This window comes from Paraburkholderia caffeinilytica (assembly GCF_003368325.1).
Lineage (GTDB): Bacteria > Pseudomonadota > Gammaproteobacteria > Burkholderiales > Burkholderiaceae > Paraburkholderia > Paraburkholderia caffeinilytica.
In genome coordinates this window covers 2,292,257-2,308,695 of sequence record NZ_CP031467.1, presented here as the reverse complement: position 1 = coordinate 2,308,695, position 16,439 = coordinate 2,292,257, and the positions used below count along the sequence as shown (strand labels likewise).

The following is a 16,439-nucleotide window of genomic DNA, read 5'->3' as shown; positions in this document are numbered from 1 at the left end:
CGGGCCTGAAACGGCGCCGGAAAATCTTATCCGGAACTCACGCCGACAATGCCGGCTGGCACAGCAGACAAGGCACGCTGCCGGCAAGCAATGCCTCAGGAGCATGTGAGAAACGGTTTCCAGAGGAGTTCGGCCCCGCATTGGCGTAGCGACGCCCGGCGCGTGGGCGCAGGGCGCTTCGGCGTCACCGACAGCCCATCGTCCGTGCCCGTCCAGCGCCCAGCGTTCTCGTGGCGCCTTTGCGGGCAATACGAAAGTGCGGGCACTATGTAAGAGTTCTGCCTCACATTGAAGAAGCAAGCCAGATGACGACGAAACGACTCTTGACTGAAGCCGAAATCCTGAAGATGAGCGACAAGGATTACATGAATGAGGATCAGCTCGCTTTCTTCAAGAACAAGCTCGAACAGCTGCAGGCGGACATTCTCCGCAATGCCGGCCAGACGACCGAGAACCTGCGCGAAACGGTAATCGTGCCGGACCCGGCCGACCGTGCAACGATCGAGGAAGAGCATGCGCTCGAACTGCGCACGCGCGACCGCGAGCGCAAGCTGCTGAAGAAGGTGCAGCAATCGATCGCGCGCATCGATTCGGGCGACTACGGCTGGTGCGAAGAAACCGGCGAGCCGATCGGCATTCCGCGTCTGCTCGCGCGGCCCACGGCTACCCTGTCGCTCGAAGCGCAGGAACGCCGCGAACTGCGCCAGAAGCTGTTCGGCGACTGAACGCCTGCGGCGCGGCTTCGGCTCCGCGCCCTTTTAAGCTGCTTCGTCGAGAGGCGCACGGTGATCTGTGCGCCTTTTTTCTTTTGTGCGGCCCTCCGCACCTTCCCCGCGTCCTGCTCCCGTGTTTTTGTCTTATGCCGTTTGCCGGCTCTTGATATGACCGCGCACGCCCTAAAATAAGTCGGACATGCGTTGCACGAGCGCGCGCCGACCGGTTGATCGTTTCAGCGTTGCGCGCCGTCCGCTTCCAGGATTCATGCGGTGGTGCTGCGCCACCGTGTCCTACCCGTTTTGCAAAGAGGAACGCATATGGAGCAATTTCACGGCACGACGATCGTTTCCGTGCGCCGCGGCGACAAGGTCGCGCTTGGCGGCGACGGCCAGGTGACGCTGGGCAACATCGTCATGAAAGGTGGCGCGAAGAAAGTCCGGCGCATCTATAACGGCAAGGTGCTGGTCGGCTTCGCCGGCGGCACGGCCGACGCCTTCTCGTTGCTCGACCGCTTCGAAGCGAAGCTGGAAAAACATCAGGGTAATCTGACCCGCGCCGCCGTCGAACTCGCCAAAGACTGGCGCACCGACCGCATGCTGCGCCGCCTCGAAGCGATGCTGATCGCCGCCGATGCCACCACCACCCTCGTCATCACCGGCAACGGCGACGTGCTCGATCCCGAAGGCGGCATCTGCGCGATCGGCTCGGGTGGCGCCTATGCGCAAGCCGCTGCGAAGGCGCTCGCGGACAACACCGAGTTGTCGCCGCGCGAGATCGTGGAGAAGTCGCTCGAAATTGCCGGCGACATGTGCATCTATACGAACCATAACCGCGTCATCGAGACGATCGAGTAAGGACCCACGATGAGCACCATGACCCCCGCCGAGATCGTCTCGGAACTCGACAAACATATCATCGGCCAAGGCCGCGCGAAAAAAGCAGTTGCCGTGGCGCTGCGCAACCGCTGGCGCCGTCAGCAGGTTGAAGATCCGCTGCGTCAGGAAATCACGCCGAAGAACATTCTGATGATTGGTCCGACCGGCGTCGGCAAGACCGAGATCGCGCGGCGTCTGGCGAAATTGGCCGATGCACCGTTCATCAAGATCGAAGCCACCAAATTCACCGAAGTCGGTTATGTGGGCCGCGACGTCGACAGCATCGTGCGCGACCTGATCGAAATCTCGGTCAAGCAGACGCGCGAGACGGAAATGCGCAAAGTGCGGACCAAGGCGGAAGATCAGGCCGAAGACCGTATTCTCGACATCCTGTTGCCGAGTGCGCGCCCGGTCGGTTTCGGCGCGAGTTCGAGCGCAGCGGATACGGCGGACGAAGGCAGCACCACGCGCCAGACCTTCCGCAAGCGTCTGCGGGAAGGCCTGCTCGATGACAAGGAAATCGAACTCGACGTCGAACAACCGCAGGTGGGCATGGACATCATGGGGCCGCCGGGCATGGAGGATATGACCGAACAGATCCGTTCGATGTTCGCGAACATCGGCGGCGGCAAGAAAACGCGCCGCAAGCTGAAGGTGAAGGAAGCGCTGAAGGTCCTCACCGACGAAGAAGCCGGCAAGATGCTCAACGACGAAGAAGTGAAAGCCAAGGCGGTGCAGAACGTCGAGCAGAACGGTATCGTGTTCCTCGACGAAATCGACAAGATCGCGTCGCGTAGCGAAGCGGGCGGTGGCGAAGTGTCGCGTCAGGGCGTGCAGCGCGATCTGCTGCCGCTTGTCGAAGGCACCACGATCAACACCAAGTACGGCATGGTGAAGACCGACCACATTCTGTTCATCGCAAGCGGCGCGTTTCATCTGGCCAAGCCGAGCGATCTGATTCCGGAACTGCAAGGCCGCTTCCCGATTCGGGTCGAACTGGATTCGCTCTCGGTGGGCGATTTCGAATCGATCCTCGTGTCGACCGACGCGAGCCTCGTCAAGCAATACCAGGCCCTGTTGGCCACGGAAGACGTGCACCTCGAATTCGCCGAAGACGGCATTCGCCGTATGGCCGAAATCGCGTACTCGGTCAACGAGAAGACCGAAAACATCGGTGCGCGCCGCCTGTACACGGTGATCGAAAAACTGCTCGAAGATGTCTCGTTCGCAGCCGGCAATCACTCGGGCAAGACGGTGCAGGTCGACGCGGCGTATGTCGACCGCGCACTGAACGAAGTGGCGGAAGACGAGGATCTGTCGCGCTACGTACTGTGATATCGATGTAGACGTCGATGCTCATGCCGATGCTGGCGTCGATGTCGATGTCGATATTGAAACCGCGTTAAAGCCGAACACCTCGCACACGGCCGATCACGTGTGAGGCGTAAAAAAAACGGGCTGTCTTGTGAAAGACAACCCGTTTTGCTTTCCGGCCCGCAAAGACGAGCAGGGGTCGGCGCTTACTGCCTGACCGGCCGCTTCGCCAACTTCCGCTGCAGCGTTCGACGATGCATGTTCAATGCGCGCGCAGTAGCCGAAATATTGCCGCCGTGCTCCGCGAGCACACGTTGAATGTGCTCCCACTCGAGGCGCGCAACCGACAACGGCGTGGGATGCTCGATCGCCTCTTCAGCTTGCAGCGCGCTCGCTTCGCTTTGCAGCGCCGACAAAATGGTCTCCACGTTGGCGGGCTTCGCCAGATAGTTATCGGCGCCGTCTTTCACCGCCTGCACCGCCGTAGCGATACTGGCATAACCAGTCAACACCAGCATGCGCGCGTCAGGCTGCAAATCGCGCAAAGGGGCGACGAGCGTAAGACCGGAGTCGTTGCCGAGATGCAGGTCTACCGTGATCTGGCTGAACTTCTGCTGGTTCGCCAACTTGATAGCCTCATCCGCGTTGTGCGCTTCGGCCACCGTATAGCCGCGCCGCGTCAAACCGCGAGCGAGGATGCCGGAGAACACCTCGTCGTCGTCGATCACCAGAAAATTCATTTCGCTCATGCCTGTTTCTCCGTGTTGGATGGCGTAGTGCCTTGACGGCCCGCACCTGATAATTTGCGCGCTGCAAGCGGCAGTCTCAACACTGCACGCGTGCCGCGCGGCTTGATCTCGCTGACATCGGCCAGCTCAATCGAGCCCTTCAGACGTGTCGCCGCTGAAAATGCCAGATACAGGCCCACGCCGTGTCCGCCCTGCGTACTGTCGACCGGCATCGTGCCGAGCGACCCGCGCAACGTGACCGGAATACCCGGGCCCACGTCGCATACTTCGAATACGATCTGGTCGCCGCGCGCCGTGAGCGTGCACGACAGCGTCACGTGATCGCGGCTCGCTCGCGCGGCGTTGTCGAGCAGAATCGTCAGAATCTGACTGACGGCAACCGTGTCGTCAAGACTGACACCCTCCGGCGGCACGCCGATCCGCTCGAACTTCACATGCGGATGACGCAAGCGCCATTGCTCGGCAAACGACTCGAGCCACTCGCTGACCGTTTGCCGGTTGGTCGTTGTCGATGCGCGGCTGCGCAACCGCGCAAGCGCCGAAGTACACAGCGTCATTTGCTGTTCGAGCAGTTCCAGATCGGCGCTGTATGGCGCGAGTCCCTTGTCGGTTCGAGCGGCATCGCGCAATTCTTCGGACAACATCGCAATTGTAGACAGCGGCGTGCCGATTTCGTGCGCGACAGTGGCAGCCTGCACGCCGAGCGCGACGGCACGTTCATCGTGAAGCAAGCGCTGCTGCGCGTCTCCGAGCGCTGCGTCACGTAGTCGCAGAGCGCGCGACATGCGCGCGACGAACCACGCAATCAGCCCGACGCTGACCATGAAGTTCACCCACATACCGGCGCGAAAGTAGTCGAACAGGTTCGCCGGGTTGTCGAGATTCAGCGGCACTGAATCGAAACCGAGCACGGCGTAACAGGCCACAGCGAACGCGGCGAGCCACGCCATCAGATGCCATGGCAACACAGCTGCGGCAATCGCGAGCGACGGCAGGTACAGCGAAACGAATGGGTTGGTTGTGCCACCGGAGAGGAACAGCAACGCCGACAATGCGCCGAGATCGACCCATATCTGGCCGAACAGTTCGAGATTGGACTCGGGCCGCTGCTGCGAGACACGCCACCATGTCAGCCCGTTGAAAATCACTTCGAGGGCGATCACGAGCAACATGGCGGGCAACGGCAGATGCACGCCGAAGAAGATCTGCACGCACGCGATTGTCGCCAGCTGGCCGATGATGGCGAGGCTGCGCAGCCAGAACAGATGACCGAGGTTGACCCGGCCGGTGTTGGTTATACGATGCATGACTTTAGTTTAACGGTTCGGACTAGTCCGACTGACCTCACGGTCTTGCGCCCGTAACATGGAATTTTGCGACAGCGTTGCGCGCCCCGGTTGTTCAACATCGGTTTTCGCGCCACCCAAATTCATCCATGCGGCCAATCTCTGATAGCGAAACCCACGCCTCATCAGCTTTCCTGACTTTCCTGCGACATGCCGTCGCAGCCCGGCAAAACGGCACCGCAGAAGCGGAGGCCCGGTGGCTCGATGCCGCAGCACAGCGCCATTCACTCGACGACGAGTCCATCGATTCGCTCATGACTACGTTGCTCGGGCAACATCGTCACGACGACGCGATCGAACTCGCCGCCATTATTGCCCAACTCGATCCCCATCGCGCGCTTGCGCACTTCCGCTTTGGCTACACGCTGCAGATGAGGAACCGGCATCGCGAGGCAATCGCGCCCTATCGTCGCGCACTCGCCATCGATCCGAAACTGCCGCAGTTGCGCAACAATCTTGCGGGCGCCCTCACCCTCACTGGCGGCGACCTCAACGAGCAGATCGCATTACTGGAAAGTGCGGTGCATGACGAACCTGGCCATGGCGATGCATGGACCAATCTCGCTCATGCAAGCCGCGTCAATTTGAATCTGCCGCGTGCGCTCGAAGCCGGCGCAAAAGCCGTGCAATGCGCGTCACATAGCCCGCTGGCGCATAACAACTATGCGCTGGCGTTGCGTGAAGCGCAACGCTGGGACGAAGCGGAGCAAGCCGGAAGAACCGCCTGCGCATTGGCGCCCAGCGACGCGACCATGCGCTCCAACCTCGGCATGCTGCAGCTCATGCGCGGCGATTACGCGCACGGCTGGCAAGCCCACGAAGCACGTTGGGATGGCTCGTCTGAATTGGGCGGCAACCGCCCCGTCATGCCAGCACCGGCCTGGCAAGGCGAACCGCTGGCCGGCAAAACCCTGCTGGTGTGGGGCGAACAGGGCATGGGCGATGTGTTGCAGTTCAGCCGCTACATCCCGTTGCTGGCCGAGCGCGTTCATCGCCAGGGCGGCCGTCTGATCTGGAATTCGTTTCCGCAGATGAGTGCGTTGCTCGCGCGCAGCCTCGGTGGTCATGTCGACAACTTCTCGGCTGGCGGTGGCGTCGAATCTCTGCTGCCGTTCGACTACGAAATTCCGTTGCTCAGCTTGCCTTTCATATTCGACACGCGCGAAGAGACGATCCCCGCTGCGACTCCGTATTTGCGTACGGACGCTGCAGCCCGTGCCTCGTGGCAGCAGAGGCTTGCCGGCGAAACCAGGCTCAAAGTCGGACTGACGTGGACCGGCAGCCTTGGCCACCAGCGCAATCCGTTCCGGCGGGTGGGTTGGGAGCGCTATGCGAAACATTTCGGCGGGATACAGGGCGAGGGCGTGGCGTTCTATTCGCTGCAGCCGGGTGCCGGGGCAGATGTCGCCGCCGCCCGGGCGGCGGGCCTGCCGATGTCGGACTACACCGCCGAATTCGCCACCTTCGACGACACAGCTGCGTTTGTCTGCACGCTCGATCTCGTCATCACGGTTTGCACGTCCGTGGCGCATCTGAGCGGCGCACTGGGACAGCGCACGTGGGTGCTGCTCGACGTCAATCCACACTGGGTCTGGCTGCTCGACCGGCCCGACAGCCCGTGGTATTCGAGCGCGACGCTCTACCGGCAGCCGCGGTTCGGCCAATGGGATCCCGCGCTGGAGGCTGTTGCACGCGATCTGGACGCGCTTGCCGCCCGGCATCGCGCCGCGTAGGCCGGCAACGCGGCCGCCAGAGCCGCACCGCACCGCACCGCACCGCACCGCACCGCACCGCACCGCACCGCACCGCACCGCACCGCACCGCCTTCAAAGTGAACCCGATCCCGCACCGGATTGCACGGCTCGCGCAATCTCCGCTGCAAGACATTCAGGACACAGGCAGCGGCCAGACGGATCGAGCCGGTCGGCCGGCAGTGCCGGCATCTCACGGCACCAGCAGTCGAACGGCACCCCGTGCATGGCGCAATCGAACGCATGACCGCAGCGCGGGCAAAGCGCGCTGCTTGCGGAGCGGGAAGCTGACGGTTTCATGAGGGGCCGGATGGTCTCGCTTCAACCTGTATCAGGAAATGATGCCACGACTGGCGCGCCGCCGTGAGTCGGCCGTTCGGCCAATTCACGGGGACATCTGAACGGCGGTAAGCTTGATTGTCGGCCGCCGCTTCGGGCCGCTCATTGCGCAATGCGCAAAGCCGGTGCCGCCCGTCACCGGCACCGCCGTCGAAAACCCTGTTGCAGCGCGCCAGTCCTGTACAATTCGCCGTGTTTTAACTGTCCCGTGCCAGAGCCTGCCGCCATGTCCGAGCTTCCTGACCTTTCGCAGATCGCGCCCACCCTGAAGGCTGAAATCCTGGCCGAGGCGCTGCCTTACATTCGCCAGTATCACGGTAAGACCGTGGTCATCAAATACGGCGGCAACGCCATGACCGAGGAACGGCTCAAGCAGGGCTTCGCGCGCGACGTGATCCTGCTGAAGCTGGTCGGCATCAATCCGGTCATCGTGCACGGCGGCGGTCCGCAAATCGACCAGGCGCTGAAGAAAATCGGCAAGCAGGGCACGTTCATTCAGGGCATGCGCGTCACCGACGAAGAGACGATGGAAGTCGTCGAATGGGTGCTCGGCGGCGAAGTGCAGCAGGACATCGTCACGCTGATCAACCACTTTGGCGGCCATGCGGTCGGCCTGACCGGCAAGGACGGCGGCCTGATCCACGCGCGCAAGATGCTGATGCCGGATCGCGACAATCCGGGCCAGTACGTCGACATCGGCCAGGTGGGTGAAGTCGAGGCGATCAACCCGGCGGTCGTGAAAGCACTGCAGGACGACGCGTTCATCCCGGTGATCTCGCCGATCGGTTTCGGCGAAGACGGCCTGTCGTACAACATCAACGCGGATCTGGTCGCGGGCAAGCTGGCGGTCGTGCTGAACGCCGAAAAGCTCGTGATGATGACCAACATCCCCGGCGTGATGGACAAGGAAGGCAATCTGCTGACCGATCTGTCGGCTCGCGAAATCGACGGGCTGTTCGCGGACGGCACGATCTCCGGCGGCATGCTGCCGAAAATCTCGTCGGCGCTGGATGCGGCGAAGAGCGGCGTGCGTTCGGTACACATCATCGACGGCCGCATCGAGCACTCGGTGCTGCTGGAAATTCTCACCGAACAGCCGTTCGGCACGATGATCCGCTCGCATTGATTCCTGCCTCAAACCCGGCACACGTGGTACGCCAGCGAGGCGTGCCACGTGTGCCGTGCAGTTACGCTGCCGCTGCCGCTGCCGCTGCCGCTGCCGCTGCGCCAAACGATACACAACGCGCCGCTCGCCGGCGCAAAAACGCTCTCCCCTCTTTTATCGCCTTCCGCATCGCGAAGCGTCGTCCGCGTTTGCTGCGTGAAGCGACTGCCCGCGCCTGAACGGCGTCCTCCATCATGCGCACCCCCACTTCCCGACGCCGTCGTCCGCATATCGCAGGCGGCAGTCCGGTCTGGCTGTTCGATCTCGACAACACGCTGCATCACGCCTCGCACGCGATCTTTCCGGCGATCAATGAGGGAATGACGCAGTACATCATCGACGCATTGCAAGTCGACATCGACGAAGCCAACCGTCTGCGCACCGGCTACACGCAACGCTACGGCGCGACGCTGCTCGGCCTCGCGCGCCACCATCCGCTCGACCCGAACGACTTCCTGAAAGTCGTCCACACGTTCCCCGATCTCGGTTCGATGATCCGCCACGAACGCGGTGTCGCCCGGCTCGTCGCGGCGCTGCCCGGTCGCAAGATCGTCCTGACCAATGCCCCCGAGGCCTACGCGCGCGCGGTGCTCGCCAAGCTGCGCATCGAGCGTCTGTTCGAACAGGTGATTGCGATCGAACATATGCGCGATCGCCGTCACTGGCGCGCCAAACCCGACCATTCGATGCTGCGCCGGGCGATGCGCGACGCGCACGTCTCGCTCAAGGACGTAATCCTCGTGGAAGACACGCGCTCGCATCTGAAAAACTATCGGCGGCTCGGCATCCGCACCGTGTGGATTACCGGCCATCTGCCGCGCAAAGCACACGCGGACGGCGTGCCGACGCGTCTGCCGGGCACCGGCCGGCCGCACTATGTCGATCGATGCATTCGTTCGTTAAAATCGCTACGACTGGGCAGCCGCTCGGTTCGTTTGAAGAGACAGCAGACGGGGCGACAGCCATGCAGCCGATCGACAAGCCTGACCAAGCCGTAGCCGAACACGAACCCGCCCCGTCGGGCGCCGCACGTGCCGCGCGCCTGAAACCGGGGGAGCGCCGCGTGCACATCCTGCAGACGCTTGCCGCGATGCTGGAGGCGCCGAAGAGCGAAAAGATCACCACGGCGGCGCTCGCCGCCCGGCTAGGCGTCTCGGAAGCCGCGCTGTACCGCCATTTCGCCAGCAAGGCGCAAATGTTCGAAGGGCTCATCGAGTTCATCGAGCAGACCATCTTCGGACTGATCAACCAGATCGCCGATAAGGAAAGCAACGGCGTGCTGCAAGCCCGCGCGATCGCGCTGATGCTGCTCAACTTCCCCGCGAAGAATCCCGGCATGACGCGCGTGCTGACCTGCGAGGCACTGGTCGGCGAGCACGAACGGCTGACCGAGCGGGTCAATCAGATGCTTGAGCGGGTCGAGGCGTCGTTGAAGCAATGTTTGCGGCTGGCTCAGACGGAGGCAAACGCCAGCGCGGGTGAAAGCGCGGGGCCGAGCGCAAATGCGCATGCCGCACCGCTGCCCGCCGGCTACGATCCCGCGATCCGCGCGAGCCTGCTGCTGAGCTACATCATCGGCCGCTGGCATCGGTATGTGCGCAGCGGCTTTGCGCGGGCGCCCGCCGAGCACGCCGACGCGCAACTGCTGCTGATTCCTCAGTAGTCCGCGCGGCAGGTGCAGTGGCACGGCAGCGCCCGCGACGCTGCCGCATGAAATTTTCCGCTATACTTTGCCCCTGACTTCGGCAACTCACTACGCCTGAGGCCGTTGTCCAGAGCACCCTGAACACCTTGAACACCTACTACGCGCCGATTTGCTGACTCGATTGCGGGCGCGCGAACTACCGGGAACATACGGTCCCGTGGTTCACTATAAATGCGGCTAAAGAGGTCGTCAGCCGCGCACACCGCTTCTCCTCCGTGCTTCGCCGACGCCAATCTAGCCGCCCTGTATTTGTTAAATGGCGGAATGAATGGAATCGATCGGTATCGTCGCTCCCAAGAAAATGCATTTCACCGAGCCGCTGCTGCTGCAGAACGGCAGCTCGCTGGCCGGTTACGACCTGATGGTCGAGACCTACGGCACGCTCAACGCCGCGCGCAGCAATGCCGTGCTGGTGTGCCACGCGCTCAACGCGTCGCACCACGTGGCAGGTGTATACGCCGACGACCCGAAGGACATCGGCTGGTGGGACAACATGGTCGGCCCGGGCAAGCCGCTCGACACCAACAGGTTCTTCGTGATCGGCGTCAACAACCTGGGTTCGTGCTTCGGCTCGACCGGGCCGATGAGCATCGATCCGGCGACGGGCCATCCGTACGGCGCGACCTTTCCTGTCGTCACGGTTGAAGACTGGGTGAACGCGCAGGCACGCGTCGCCGATGAGTTCGGCATCGCGCGTTTCGCCGCGGTGATGGGCGGCAGCCTCGGCGGCATGCAGGCGCTCGCGTGGAGCATGATGTATCCGGAGCGCGTGGGCCATTGCATCGTGGTCGCGTCCACGCCGAAGCTGTCCGCGCAGAACATCGCATTCAACGAGGTGGCGCGCTCGGCGATCCTGTCGGACCCCGACTTCCACGGCGGCAACTACTACGCGCACAACGTGAAGCCCAAACGCGGCTTGCGCGTCGCGCGCATGATCGGCCACATCACGTACCTGTCGGACGACGACATGGCGGAGAAATTCGGCCGTTCGTTGCGCCGCGCGGAAGGCGCGGTGGACGCGTACAACTTCAACTTCGACGTCGAATTCGAAGTGGAATCGTACCTGCGCTACCAGGGCGACAAATTCGCGGACTACTTCGACGCGAACACGTACCTGCTGATCACCCGCGCGCTCGACTATTTCGATCCGGCCAAGGCCTTCGACGGCGATCTGACCGCCGCCGTCGCGCACACCACCGCGAAATACCTGATCGCCAGTTTCTCGACCGACTGGCGTTTCGCGCCGGCCCGTTCGCGCGAACTGGTGAAGGCGCTGCTCGACCATAAGCGCACGGTGACCTACGCGGAAATCGACGCGCCGCACGGCCACGACGCCTTCCTGCTCGACGACGCGCGCTATCACAACCTGATGCGCGCCTATTACGAACGTATTGCGAACGAGGTGAACGCATGAACCAGCGAGCACTCGATTACCTGGCGCTGCGCCCGGACTTCCGCGCGATCGCCCGCTGGGTCGAACCGCGCGCCAGCGTGCTCGATCTGGGTTGCGGCGACGGCTCGCTGCTGTCGCTCCTGACCGAAGAACTGGACGTGCAGGGCTACGGCATCGAAATCAACGACGCCGGCGTGCTGGCGTCGACGCAAAACGGCGTCAACGTGATCCAGCAGAATCTGGAAGACGGCCTGCGCCTGTTCGAAGACGGCAGCTTCGATTTCGCGGTTTTGTCGCAGACGCTGCAAACCATCCATCAGACCGCCGCGATCCTGCGCGAGACGGTGCGGGTGGGCAAGGAATGCATCGTCTCGTTCCCGAATTTCGGCTACTGGGCACATCGGCTGTCCGTGCTGCAAGGCCGCATGCCGGTGTCGAAGTCGTTGCCTTTCCAGTGGCACAACACGCCGAACGTGCGGGTACTGACGATCAAGGATTTCGAGGCGCTGGCGCCGGAAGTCGGCATCGAGATTCTCGATCGCGTGGTGCTTCACGAAGGCCAGGTGGTGCGATGGGGCGTGAACTGGCGTGGTAGTCTTGCGGTCTATCGCGTCAAGAAAAGCTAACGCCACTTATCCACATGTCGAACCCGCCGCACGAGGCGCCTGCACTTACCGCTCACGAAGAACATCCCGGCTGGCGCGCGTTCCTGAATACGCGCATGCTGATCTGCGTCTTTCTCGGCTTTACGTCGGGACTGCCGCTGTTCACGCTCGTCTATCTGGTGCAGGCGTGGCTACGCTCCGAAGGCGTCAATCTGAAGGAAATCGGCCTTTTTGCGCTGATCCAGTTCCCCTACACCTGGAAATTCGTCTGGGCGCCGCTGATGGACCGCTACGTGCCACGTTTTCCGGGCTGGCGTCCGGGCAGACGGCGGGGCTGGATGCTGGTCACGCAGATTCTGGTGGCGGGCGCGATTGGCACGCTCGGCTTCGTGTCGCCGAAGGATTCGATCTGGACCGTGGCGGCTTTGACGGCGCTGGTCGCGTTTTTCGGTGCGAGCCAGGACATCGTGATCGACGCCTACCGGCGTGAGTTGCTGAGCGACACGCAGCAGGGTCTCGGCAATGCGGTGCACGTGAACGCCTACAAGATCGCCGCGCTGGTGCCCGGTTCGCTGGCGCTGATTCTGTCCGACCATCTGCCCTGGGCCACTGTGTTCATCGTCACCGCCGCGTTCATGTTGCCCGGCATGGTCATGACGCTGGTGGTGCGCGAGCCCCAGGTGCACGGCACGCCGCCGAAGAATCTGCGCGAAGCGATCGTGCAACCGTTCAGCGAATTCATCCAGCGCGACGGCTGGCGCGGCGCGCTGTTCGTGCTCGGTTTCATCTTCCTTTACAAGCTCGGCGATACGATGGCGACCACGCTGTCCACGTCGTTCTTTCTCGACATCGGCTTTTCGCGCACGCAGATTGGCGTGATCGCCAAGACTACCGCGTTCGGCGCGAGTCTGGCGGGCGGGATCGTCGGTGGGATCTGGCTGATGAGAGTCGGTATCGGCCGCGGACTCTGGATCTTCGGCGTCCTGCAGATGGTGTCGACGCTCGGCTTTGCATGGCTTGCGCATCTCGGCCCGGCATCGCCTGGTTTGACCGTGATTTACGACATCGCTGTCTGGCTGAGCCAGGGCACCTCGAAGCTGCTCGCGCTGGTCGGCGTCGACTGGACCGTGCAGCTCGACCCGCGCTCCGTCGCACTGGCGTTGGTCTACGGCCTGGAAACCTTCGCGACCGGGCTGACGATGGCGGCCTTCACCGCGTACATTGCCAGCACCACGGACCCGCGTTACACCGCCACGCAGTTCGCGCTCTTCACGAGCCTGGCTTCGGTGCCGCGCACGTTGGCATCGGCGGCGAGCGGCTATGTGGTCGCGCGGATCGGCTGGTTCGACTATTTCATCGTGTGTACCGCGCTGGGGCTGCCCGGCATGCTGCTTCTGCTGCGCATCGCGCCGTGGAGAATCCGGTCGTGACGATGCTTCGGTCAAAGCGTGTGGCGCGCCCGGTTTCGGATGCCGGCGGGATGTGTTTGCTCAAGGCCGGACGCGCGGTGCTGCGTGCAGCGTTGGCGCTCGGTTGCGCGAGCCTGACATTGGCAGTGCCGCTGAGCGCCTACGCGACCGCCATGCCGGCAGTCGGCTCCAGTGCCGCCGCGCCGGCCACAGCCACCACGTCGGCGCCGGCCCCTGCCCCGTCGGCAAAATCGGCGCCGAATACGGCGAGCGCTGAAAACGCGACACCGGCGGCGTCCGGCGCGACCAGCGCCACGAATGCCGGCAGCGCACCTGCGGCCGCGGCACCACCCTCTTCGATGCAGCCGCCACCTGCACCGGTAACGGCCAAAACGCCCGCAGCCACCTCGACGCCGGCAGCGACCGCAAAAGCGCCGGCAGCGACGCCGACGCCCGCCGCAACCGCCAACGCCCCTACTCCCCCGTCTTACAGCGCGCCGAGCACACAGTTGCGCTATGGCGGCTACCTCGTATTCCGCAACCTGATCCCATCGCCGATGCTCGAGGCGCAAGCTGCCGAAGAGTTCAGCCAGATCACGTACGGGGCAGAACACGCAAACCGCCTGTACGGCGACACCGACGCCCACGTCACGCGGGTGCGGTCGATCGTCGACAAGCTGATCCCCTACTCGCTGAAATGGAACGAGCGGGCCAGGGGCTGGAAGTGGGATGTCGCCGTGGTGCGCTCGTCCGACATCCGCATGTACTGCCTGCCGGGCGGCAAGATCGTGGTGTATGGCGGCCTGCTCGACCGCACGCGTTTGAACGACAACGAACTCGGCATGCTGATCGGTCACGAGATCGCACACGCACTGCGCGAACATGCGCGCGAGCGGCTCGGCGAACTGCAGTCGAGCCAGCTCGACTCGTCCGGCACGATCCCGCAGCTATTCGGACTCGCCGATCTGGGCGCGGCGCCGCTCGGCATCGGTTCGCGTTTGCTGGAGATGAAGTACGAGAGCACCGACGAAACCGAGGCCGACGTGATCGGCAGCGATATCGCCTCTCGCGCCGGCTTCGATCCGCGCGCGGCCGTCACGCTGTGGGACAAGCTGGCCACGGCCACGCGCAGCATTCGCGATCAGGGCTATATCTACGTGCACCCGTACACGCCGACGCGACGCCACGACATCGTCAAGCGTTTGCCGGATATGCTGCCGCTCTACGCGAAGGCAATCGGCAAGAGCGTCGATGCGCTGCCGGACTATGCCGGCATGGGCCGCCCGCGCCGCGCCGCCTCGCGGGACTGAGAACAATAGCGGCTTCATCGCGAGTCCGCCCTGGACTCGGGCACGTCCCCCACATCCCTATCCCGCATTCGCTATCAAGCTGACGTGGTTCACCAGCTTAATAAGATAGCCGATATCAAAACCGGCTTAAATTCCTGTCGACAAAGGTAGCGCGAAGAGACCCTCTCTTTGTGCACAGCGGACCCTCGCTGCCTGCACGTTTGCCACAGCAGGCAAACGCAGGGCGAACGACCGCTTCGACTAAAACAGGAATAGCCGGCATGAAACCGTCCTCTTTCCGTTTGACCAGCCTCAGTGTCTGCGCGCTGGTCACGCTATCGGCGTGTGCCGGGTCCGCGCGCTTGCCGGATGATCCGTTTTCGTCCCGCGCAACCGCCATGGCGATGGTGCCCATCAATCATACGGGCCGCTATGCCACGAGCATCTTCATCGACAAGCATTGGGCAGGTGATGTGGATGAACACGCCGGCGGAGGAGCAGCCGCCTGCTGCTATCCCGGTCTTGCCGACTGGAGCCGCCCGGCAACCGTCACGTGGACATGGGGCCAGGAATCCGATCCTGAAACCAGAGTCGTTTTGAAGCCGCGCGAGCAGCGAACAGTTGTAACGCACTTCCCAGCAGATGGCCCGCACAGCGACCCCGATCCGAACAAAGACGATGCCTACGTCTGCGTGATCCTGCGTGACCTCAATACCGCTGATCTGGCGTTTTCGCCTTCCGCTTCGGGTTGCGCCGATAGATAACTCACCTTCACAGGAACAGGCGCTATGAAAGTAATCCCTATCCGTTTGACCAGCCTCGCTGTCTGCGCGCTGGTCACGCTCTCGGCATGTACCGGGTCTCCCCGCCTGCCGGATGATCCGTTTGCGTCCCGCGCAACCGCCATGGCGATGGTGCCCATCAATCATACGGACCGCTATGCAGTGAACATCTTCGTTGACAAATATTGGGCCGGAAATGCACGGCCACATAACGACGGCGCAGCCGCAGCTTGCTGCCACCCTGGTCTCACGGATTGGCACAGCCCCTCATCCGTCCGATGGAAGTGGTCTGAAGAAGACCCGAAAGGCAACACCCCGGCGCTGAACAGGGAAACGCACTCAATGCTGGCCCACTTCCCAGCAGATGGCCCACACAGCGACCCCGATCCGAACAAAGACGATGCCTACGTCTGCGTGATCCTGCGTGACCTCAATACCGCTGATCTGGCGTTTTCGCCTTCCGCTTCGGGTTGCGCCGATAGATAACTCACTTTCACAGGAACAGGCGCTATGAAAGTAATCCCCCTCCGTTTAACCAGCCTCGCTGTCTGCGCGCTGGTCACGCTCTCGGCATGTACCGGGTCTCCCCGCCTGCCGGATGATCCGTTTGCTTCCCGCGCAACAGCCATGGCGATGGTGCCCATCAATCATACGGGCCGCTATGCATTTGAGGTATTCGTCGACAAGTACTGGGCGGGCGATGCACCGCCACATAACGACGGCGCAGCCGCAGCTTGCTGTCACCCTGGACTCACGGATTGGCACAGCCCCTCAACCGTCCGATGGAAGTGGTCTGAAGAAGACCCGAAAGGCAACACCCCGGCGCTGAACAGGGAAACACACTCAATGCTGGCCCACTTCCCAGCAGATGGTCCGCACAGTGACCCCGATCCGAACAAGGACGACGCCTACGTCTGCGTGATCCTGCGTGACCTCAATACGGCCGAGCTGGCGTTTTCACCTTCCAGATCGGGCTGCGCCGATAGATAACTCACTTTCA

Annotated in this window: 17 protein-coding genes; 14 read left to right on the top strand and 3 right to left on the bottom strand. The window is 62.9% G+C overall.

What is annotated here, in order from left to right; genetic code table 11:
• Window positions 1–305: 305 nt before the first annotated feature.
• From dksA to hslU, 3 genes are all read left to right on the top strand, one after another.
• Window positions 306–725: an RNA polymerase-binding protein DksA gene (gene dksA / locus DSC91_RS26575; RefSeq protein WP_012431412.1), complete on the top strand. Its 420-nt coding sequence runs from the start codon at window positions 306–308 to the stop codon at window positions 723–725.
• 309 nt (window positions 726–1,034) lie between these two features.
• Window positions 1,035–1,571, top strand: coding sequence for an ATP-dependent protease subunit HslV (hslV, locus tag DSC91_RS26570; protein ID WP_006050517.1), 537 nt, complete (start codon window positions 1,035–1,037; stop codon window positions 1,569–1,571).
• A 9-nt stretch (window positions 1,572–1,580) separates the two neighbouring features.
• The gene (hslU, locus tag DSC91_RS26565; protein ID WP_115781583.1) at window positions 1,581–2,927 is read left to right on the top strand and encodes an ATP-dependent protease ATPase subunit HslU; all 1,347 of its coding nucleotides are present in this window, start codon (window positions 1,581–1,583) and stop codon (window positions 2,925–2,927) included.
• 185 nt (window positions 2,928–3,112) lie between these two features.
• On the opposite strand, the gene DSC91_RS26560 is transcribed toward hslU, so the two are convergent.
• Both DSC91_RS26560 and DSC91_RS26555 read right to left on the bottom strand, forming a co-directional pair.
• Complete coding sequence (locus DSC91_RS26560; protein WP_115781582.1) at window positions 3,113–3,655, bottom strand: response regulator transcription factor; 543 nt, start codon at window positions 3,653–3,655, stop codon at window positions 3,113–3,115.
• Complete coding sequence (locus DSC91_RS26555) at window positions 3,652–4,962, bottom strand: ATP-binding protein (RefSeq protein WP_115781581.1); 1,311 nt, start codon at window positions 4,960–4,962, stop codon at window positions 3,652–3,654. Before DSC91_RS26555 ends, DSC91_RS26560 begins: the two co-directional genes overlap by 4 nt.
• Before the next feature lie 128 nt (window positions 4,963–5,090).
• Between DSC91_RS26555 and DSC91_RS26550 the strand changes: the two genes are divergently transcribed.
• Entirely contained in the window at window positions 5,091–6,734 is a 1,644-nt protein-coding gene (locus DSC91_RS26550; RefSeq protein ID WP_115781580.1) for a tetratricopeptide repeat protein, read from the top strand.
• A gap of 93 nt (window positions 6,735–6,827) precedes the next feature.
• Here the strand turns inward: DSC91_RS26550 and DSC91_RS26540 are convergent, their stop codons facing one another.
• Window positions 6,828–7,052 carry a cysteine-rich CWC family protein gene (locus DSC91_RS26540; RefSeq protein WP_115781578.1) on the bottom strand — a complete coding sequence of 75 codons (225 nt, stop codon included), beginning with the start codon at window positions 7,050–7,052 and terminating at the stop codon, window positions 6,828–6,830.
• A 265-nt stretch (window positions 7,053–7,317) separates the two neighbouring features.
• On the opposite strand from DSC91_RS26540, the gene argB reads away from it, so the two are divergent.
• From argB to DSC91_RS26485, 10 genes are all read left to right on the top strand, one after another.
• Entirely contained in the window at window positions 7,318–8,217 is a 900-nt protein-coding gene (gene argB / locus DSC91_RS26535) for an acetylglutamate kinase (RefSeq protein ID WP_007179687.1), read from the top strand.
• 233 nt (window positions 8,218–8,450) lie between these two features.
• On the top strand, window positions 8,451–9,254 hold the full coding sequence (locus DSC91_RS26530) for a pyrimidine 5'-nucleotidase (RefSeq protein ID WP_115781577.1): 804 nt from the start codon (window positions 8,451–8,453) through the stop codon (window positions 9,252–9,254).
• A complete protein-coding gene (slmA, locus tag DSC91_RS26525; protein ID WP_115781576.1) occupies window positions 9,221–9,919 on the top strand; it encodes a nucleoid occlusion factor SlmA in 699 nt (232 codons plus the stop codon). Before DSC91_RS26530 ends, slmA begins: the two co-directional genes overlap by 34 nt.
• Window positions 9,920–10,229: 310 nt before the next feature.
• Window positions 10,230–11,375 carry a homoserine O-succinyltransferase MetX gene (gene metX, locus DSC91_RS26520; RefSeq protein ID WP_115781575.1) on the top strand — a complete coding sequence of 382 codons (1,146 nt, stop codon included), beginning with the start codon at window positions 10,230–10,232 and terminating at the stop codon, window positions 11,373–11,375.
• Window positions 11,372–11,980, top strand: a complete 609-nt coding sequence (gene metW / locus DSC91_RS26515) for a methionine biosynthesis protein MetW (protein ID WP_115781574.1) — start codon at window positions 11,372–11,374, stop codon at window positions 11,978–11,980. Before metX ends, metW begins: the two co-directional genes overlap by 4 nt.
• Window positions 11,981–11,994: 14 nt before the next feature.
• Window positions 11,995–13,389 (top strand): AmpG family muropeptide MFS transporter, encoded by a 1,395-nt coding sequence (locus DSC91_RS26510; protein WP_115781573.1) that lies wholly within the window; start codon window positions 11,995–11,997, stop codon window positions 13,387–13,389.
• A gap of 2 nt (window positions 13,390–13,391) precedes the next feature.
• On the top strand, window positions 13,392–14,678 hold the full coding sequence (locus DSC91_RS38330; RefSeq protein WP_373291826.1) for a M48 family metallopeptidase: 1,287 nt from the start codon (window positions 13,392–13,394) through the stop codon (window positions 14,676–14,678).
• Window positions 14,679–14,938: 260 nt separating this feature from the next.
• Entirely contained in the window at window positions 14,939–15,421 is a 483-nt protein-coding gene (locus tag DSC91_RS26495) for a DUF3304 domain-containing protein (protein WP_115781570.1), read from the top strand.
• A 24-nt stretch (window positions 15,422–15,445) separates the two neighbouring features.
• Window positions 15,446–15,925 (top strand): DUF3304 domain-containing protein, encoded by a 480-nt coding sequence (locus tag DSC91_RS26490; RefSeq protein ID WP_115781569.1) that lies wholly within the window; start codon window positions 15,446–15,448, stop codon window positions 15,923–15,925.
• Window positions 15,926–15,949: 24 nt separating this feature from the next.
• Entirely contained in the window at window positions 15,950–16,429 is a 480-nt protein-coding gene (locus DSC91_RS26485; RefSeq protein ID WP_115781568.1) for a DUF3304 domain-containing protein, read from the top strand.
• The last annotated feature ends 10 nt before the right edge of the window (window positions 16,430–16,439 follow it).

Bases quoted from the DNA above. Each gene is read 5' to 3' on its own strand.
- DSC91_RS26560 (WP_115781582.1), bottom strand. From the start codon at position 3,655: ATGAGCGAAATGAATTTTCTGGTGATCGACGACGACGAGGTGTTCTCC.
- DSC91_RS26550 (WP_115781580.1), top strand. From the start codon at position 5,091: ATGCGGCCAATCTCTGATAGCGAAACCCACGCCTCATCAGCTTTCCTG.
- argB (WP_007179687.1), top strand. From the start codon at position 7,318: ATGTCCGAGCTTCCTGACCTTTCGCAGATCGCGCCCACCCTGAAGGCT.
- DSC91_RS26530 (WP_115781577.1), top strand. From the start codon at position 8,451: ATGCGCACCCCCACTTCCCGACGCCGTCGTCCGCATATCGCAGGCGGC.
- metX (WP_115781575.1), top strand. From the start codon at position 10,230: ATGGAATCGATCGGTATCGTCGCTCCCAAGAAAATGCATTTCACCGAG.
- DSC91_RS26495 (WP_115781570.1), top strand. From the start codon at position 14,939: ATGAAACCGTCCTCTTTCCGTTTGACCAGCCTCAGTGTCTGCGCGCTG.
- DSC91_RS26490 (WP_115781569.1), top strand. From the start codon at position 15,446: ATGAAAGTAATCCCTATCCGTTTGACCAGCCTCGCTGTCTGCGCGCTG.
- slmA (WP_115781576.1), top strand. From the start codon at position 9,221: ATGCAGCCGATCGACAAGCCTGACCAAGCCGTAGCCGAACACGAACCC.
- hslV (WP_006050517.1), top strand. From the start codon at position 1,035: ATGGAGCAATTTCACGGCACGACGATCGTTTCCGTGCGCCGCGGCGAC.
- hslU (WP_115781583.1), top strand. From the start codon at position 1,581: ATGAGCACCATGACCCCCGCCGAGATCGTCTCGGAACTCGACAAACAT.
- DSC91_RS26485 (WP_115781568.1), top strand. From the start codon at position 15,950: ATGAAAGTAATCCCCCTCCGTTTAACCAGCCTCGCTGTCTGCGCGCTG.
- metW (WP_115781574.1), top strand. From the start codon at position 11,372: ATGAACCAGCGAGCACTCGATTACCTGGCGCTGCGCCCGGACTTCCGC.
- dksA (WP_012431412.1), top strand. From the start codon at position 306: ATGACGACGAAACGACTCTTGACTGAAGCCGAAATCCTGAAGATGAGC.
- DSC91_RS38330 (WP_373291826.1), top strand. From the start codon at position 13,392: ATGCTTCGGTCAAAGCGTGTGGCGCGCCCGGTTTCGGATGCCGGCGGG.
- DSC91_RS26555 (WP_115781581.1), bottom strand. From the start codon at position 4,962: ATGCATCGTATAACCAACACCGGCCGGGTCAACCTCGGTCATCTGTTC.
- DSC91_RS26510 (WP_115781573.1), top strand. From the start codon at position 11,995: ATGTCGAACCCGCCGCACGAGGCGCCTGCACTTACCGCTCACGAAGAA.
- DSC91_RS26540 (WP_115781578.1), bottom strand. From the start codon at position 7,052: ATGAAACCGTCAGCTTCCCGCTCCGCAAGCAGCGCGCTTTGCCCGCGC.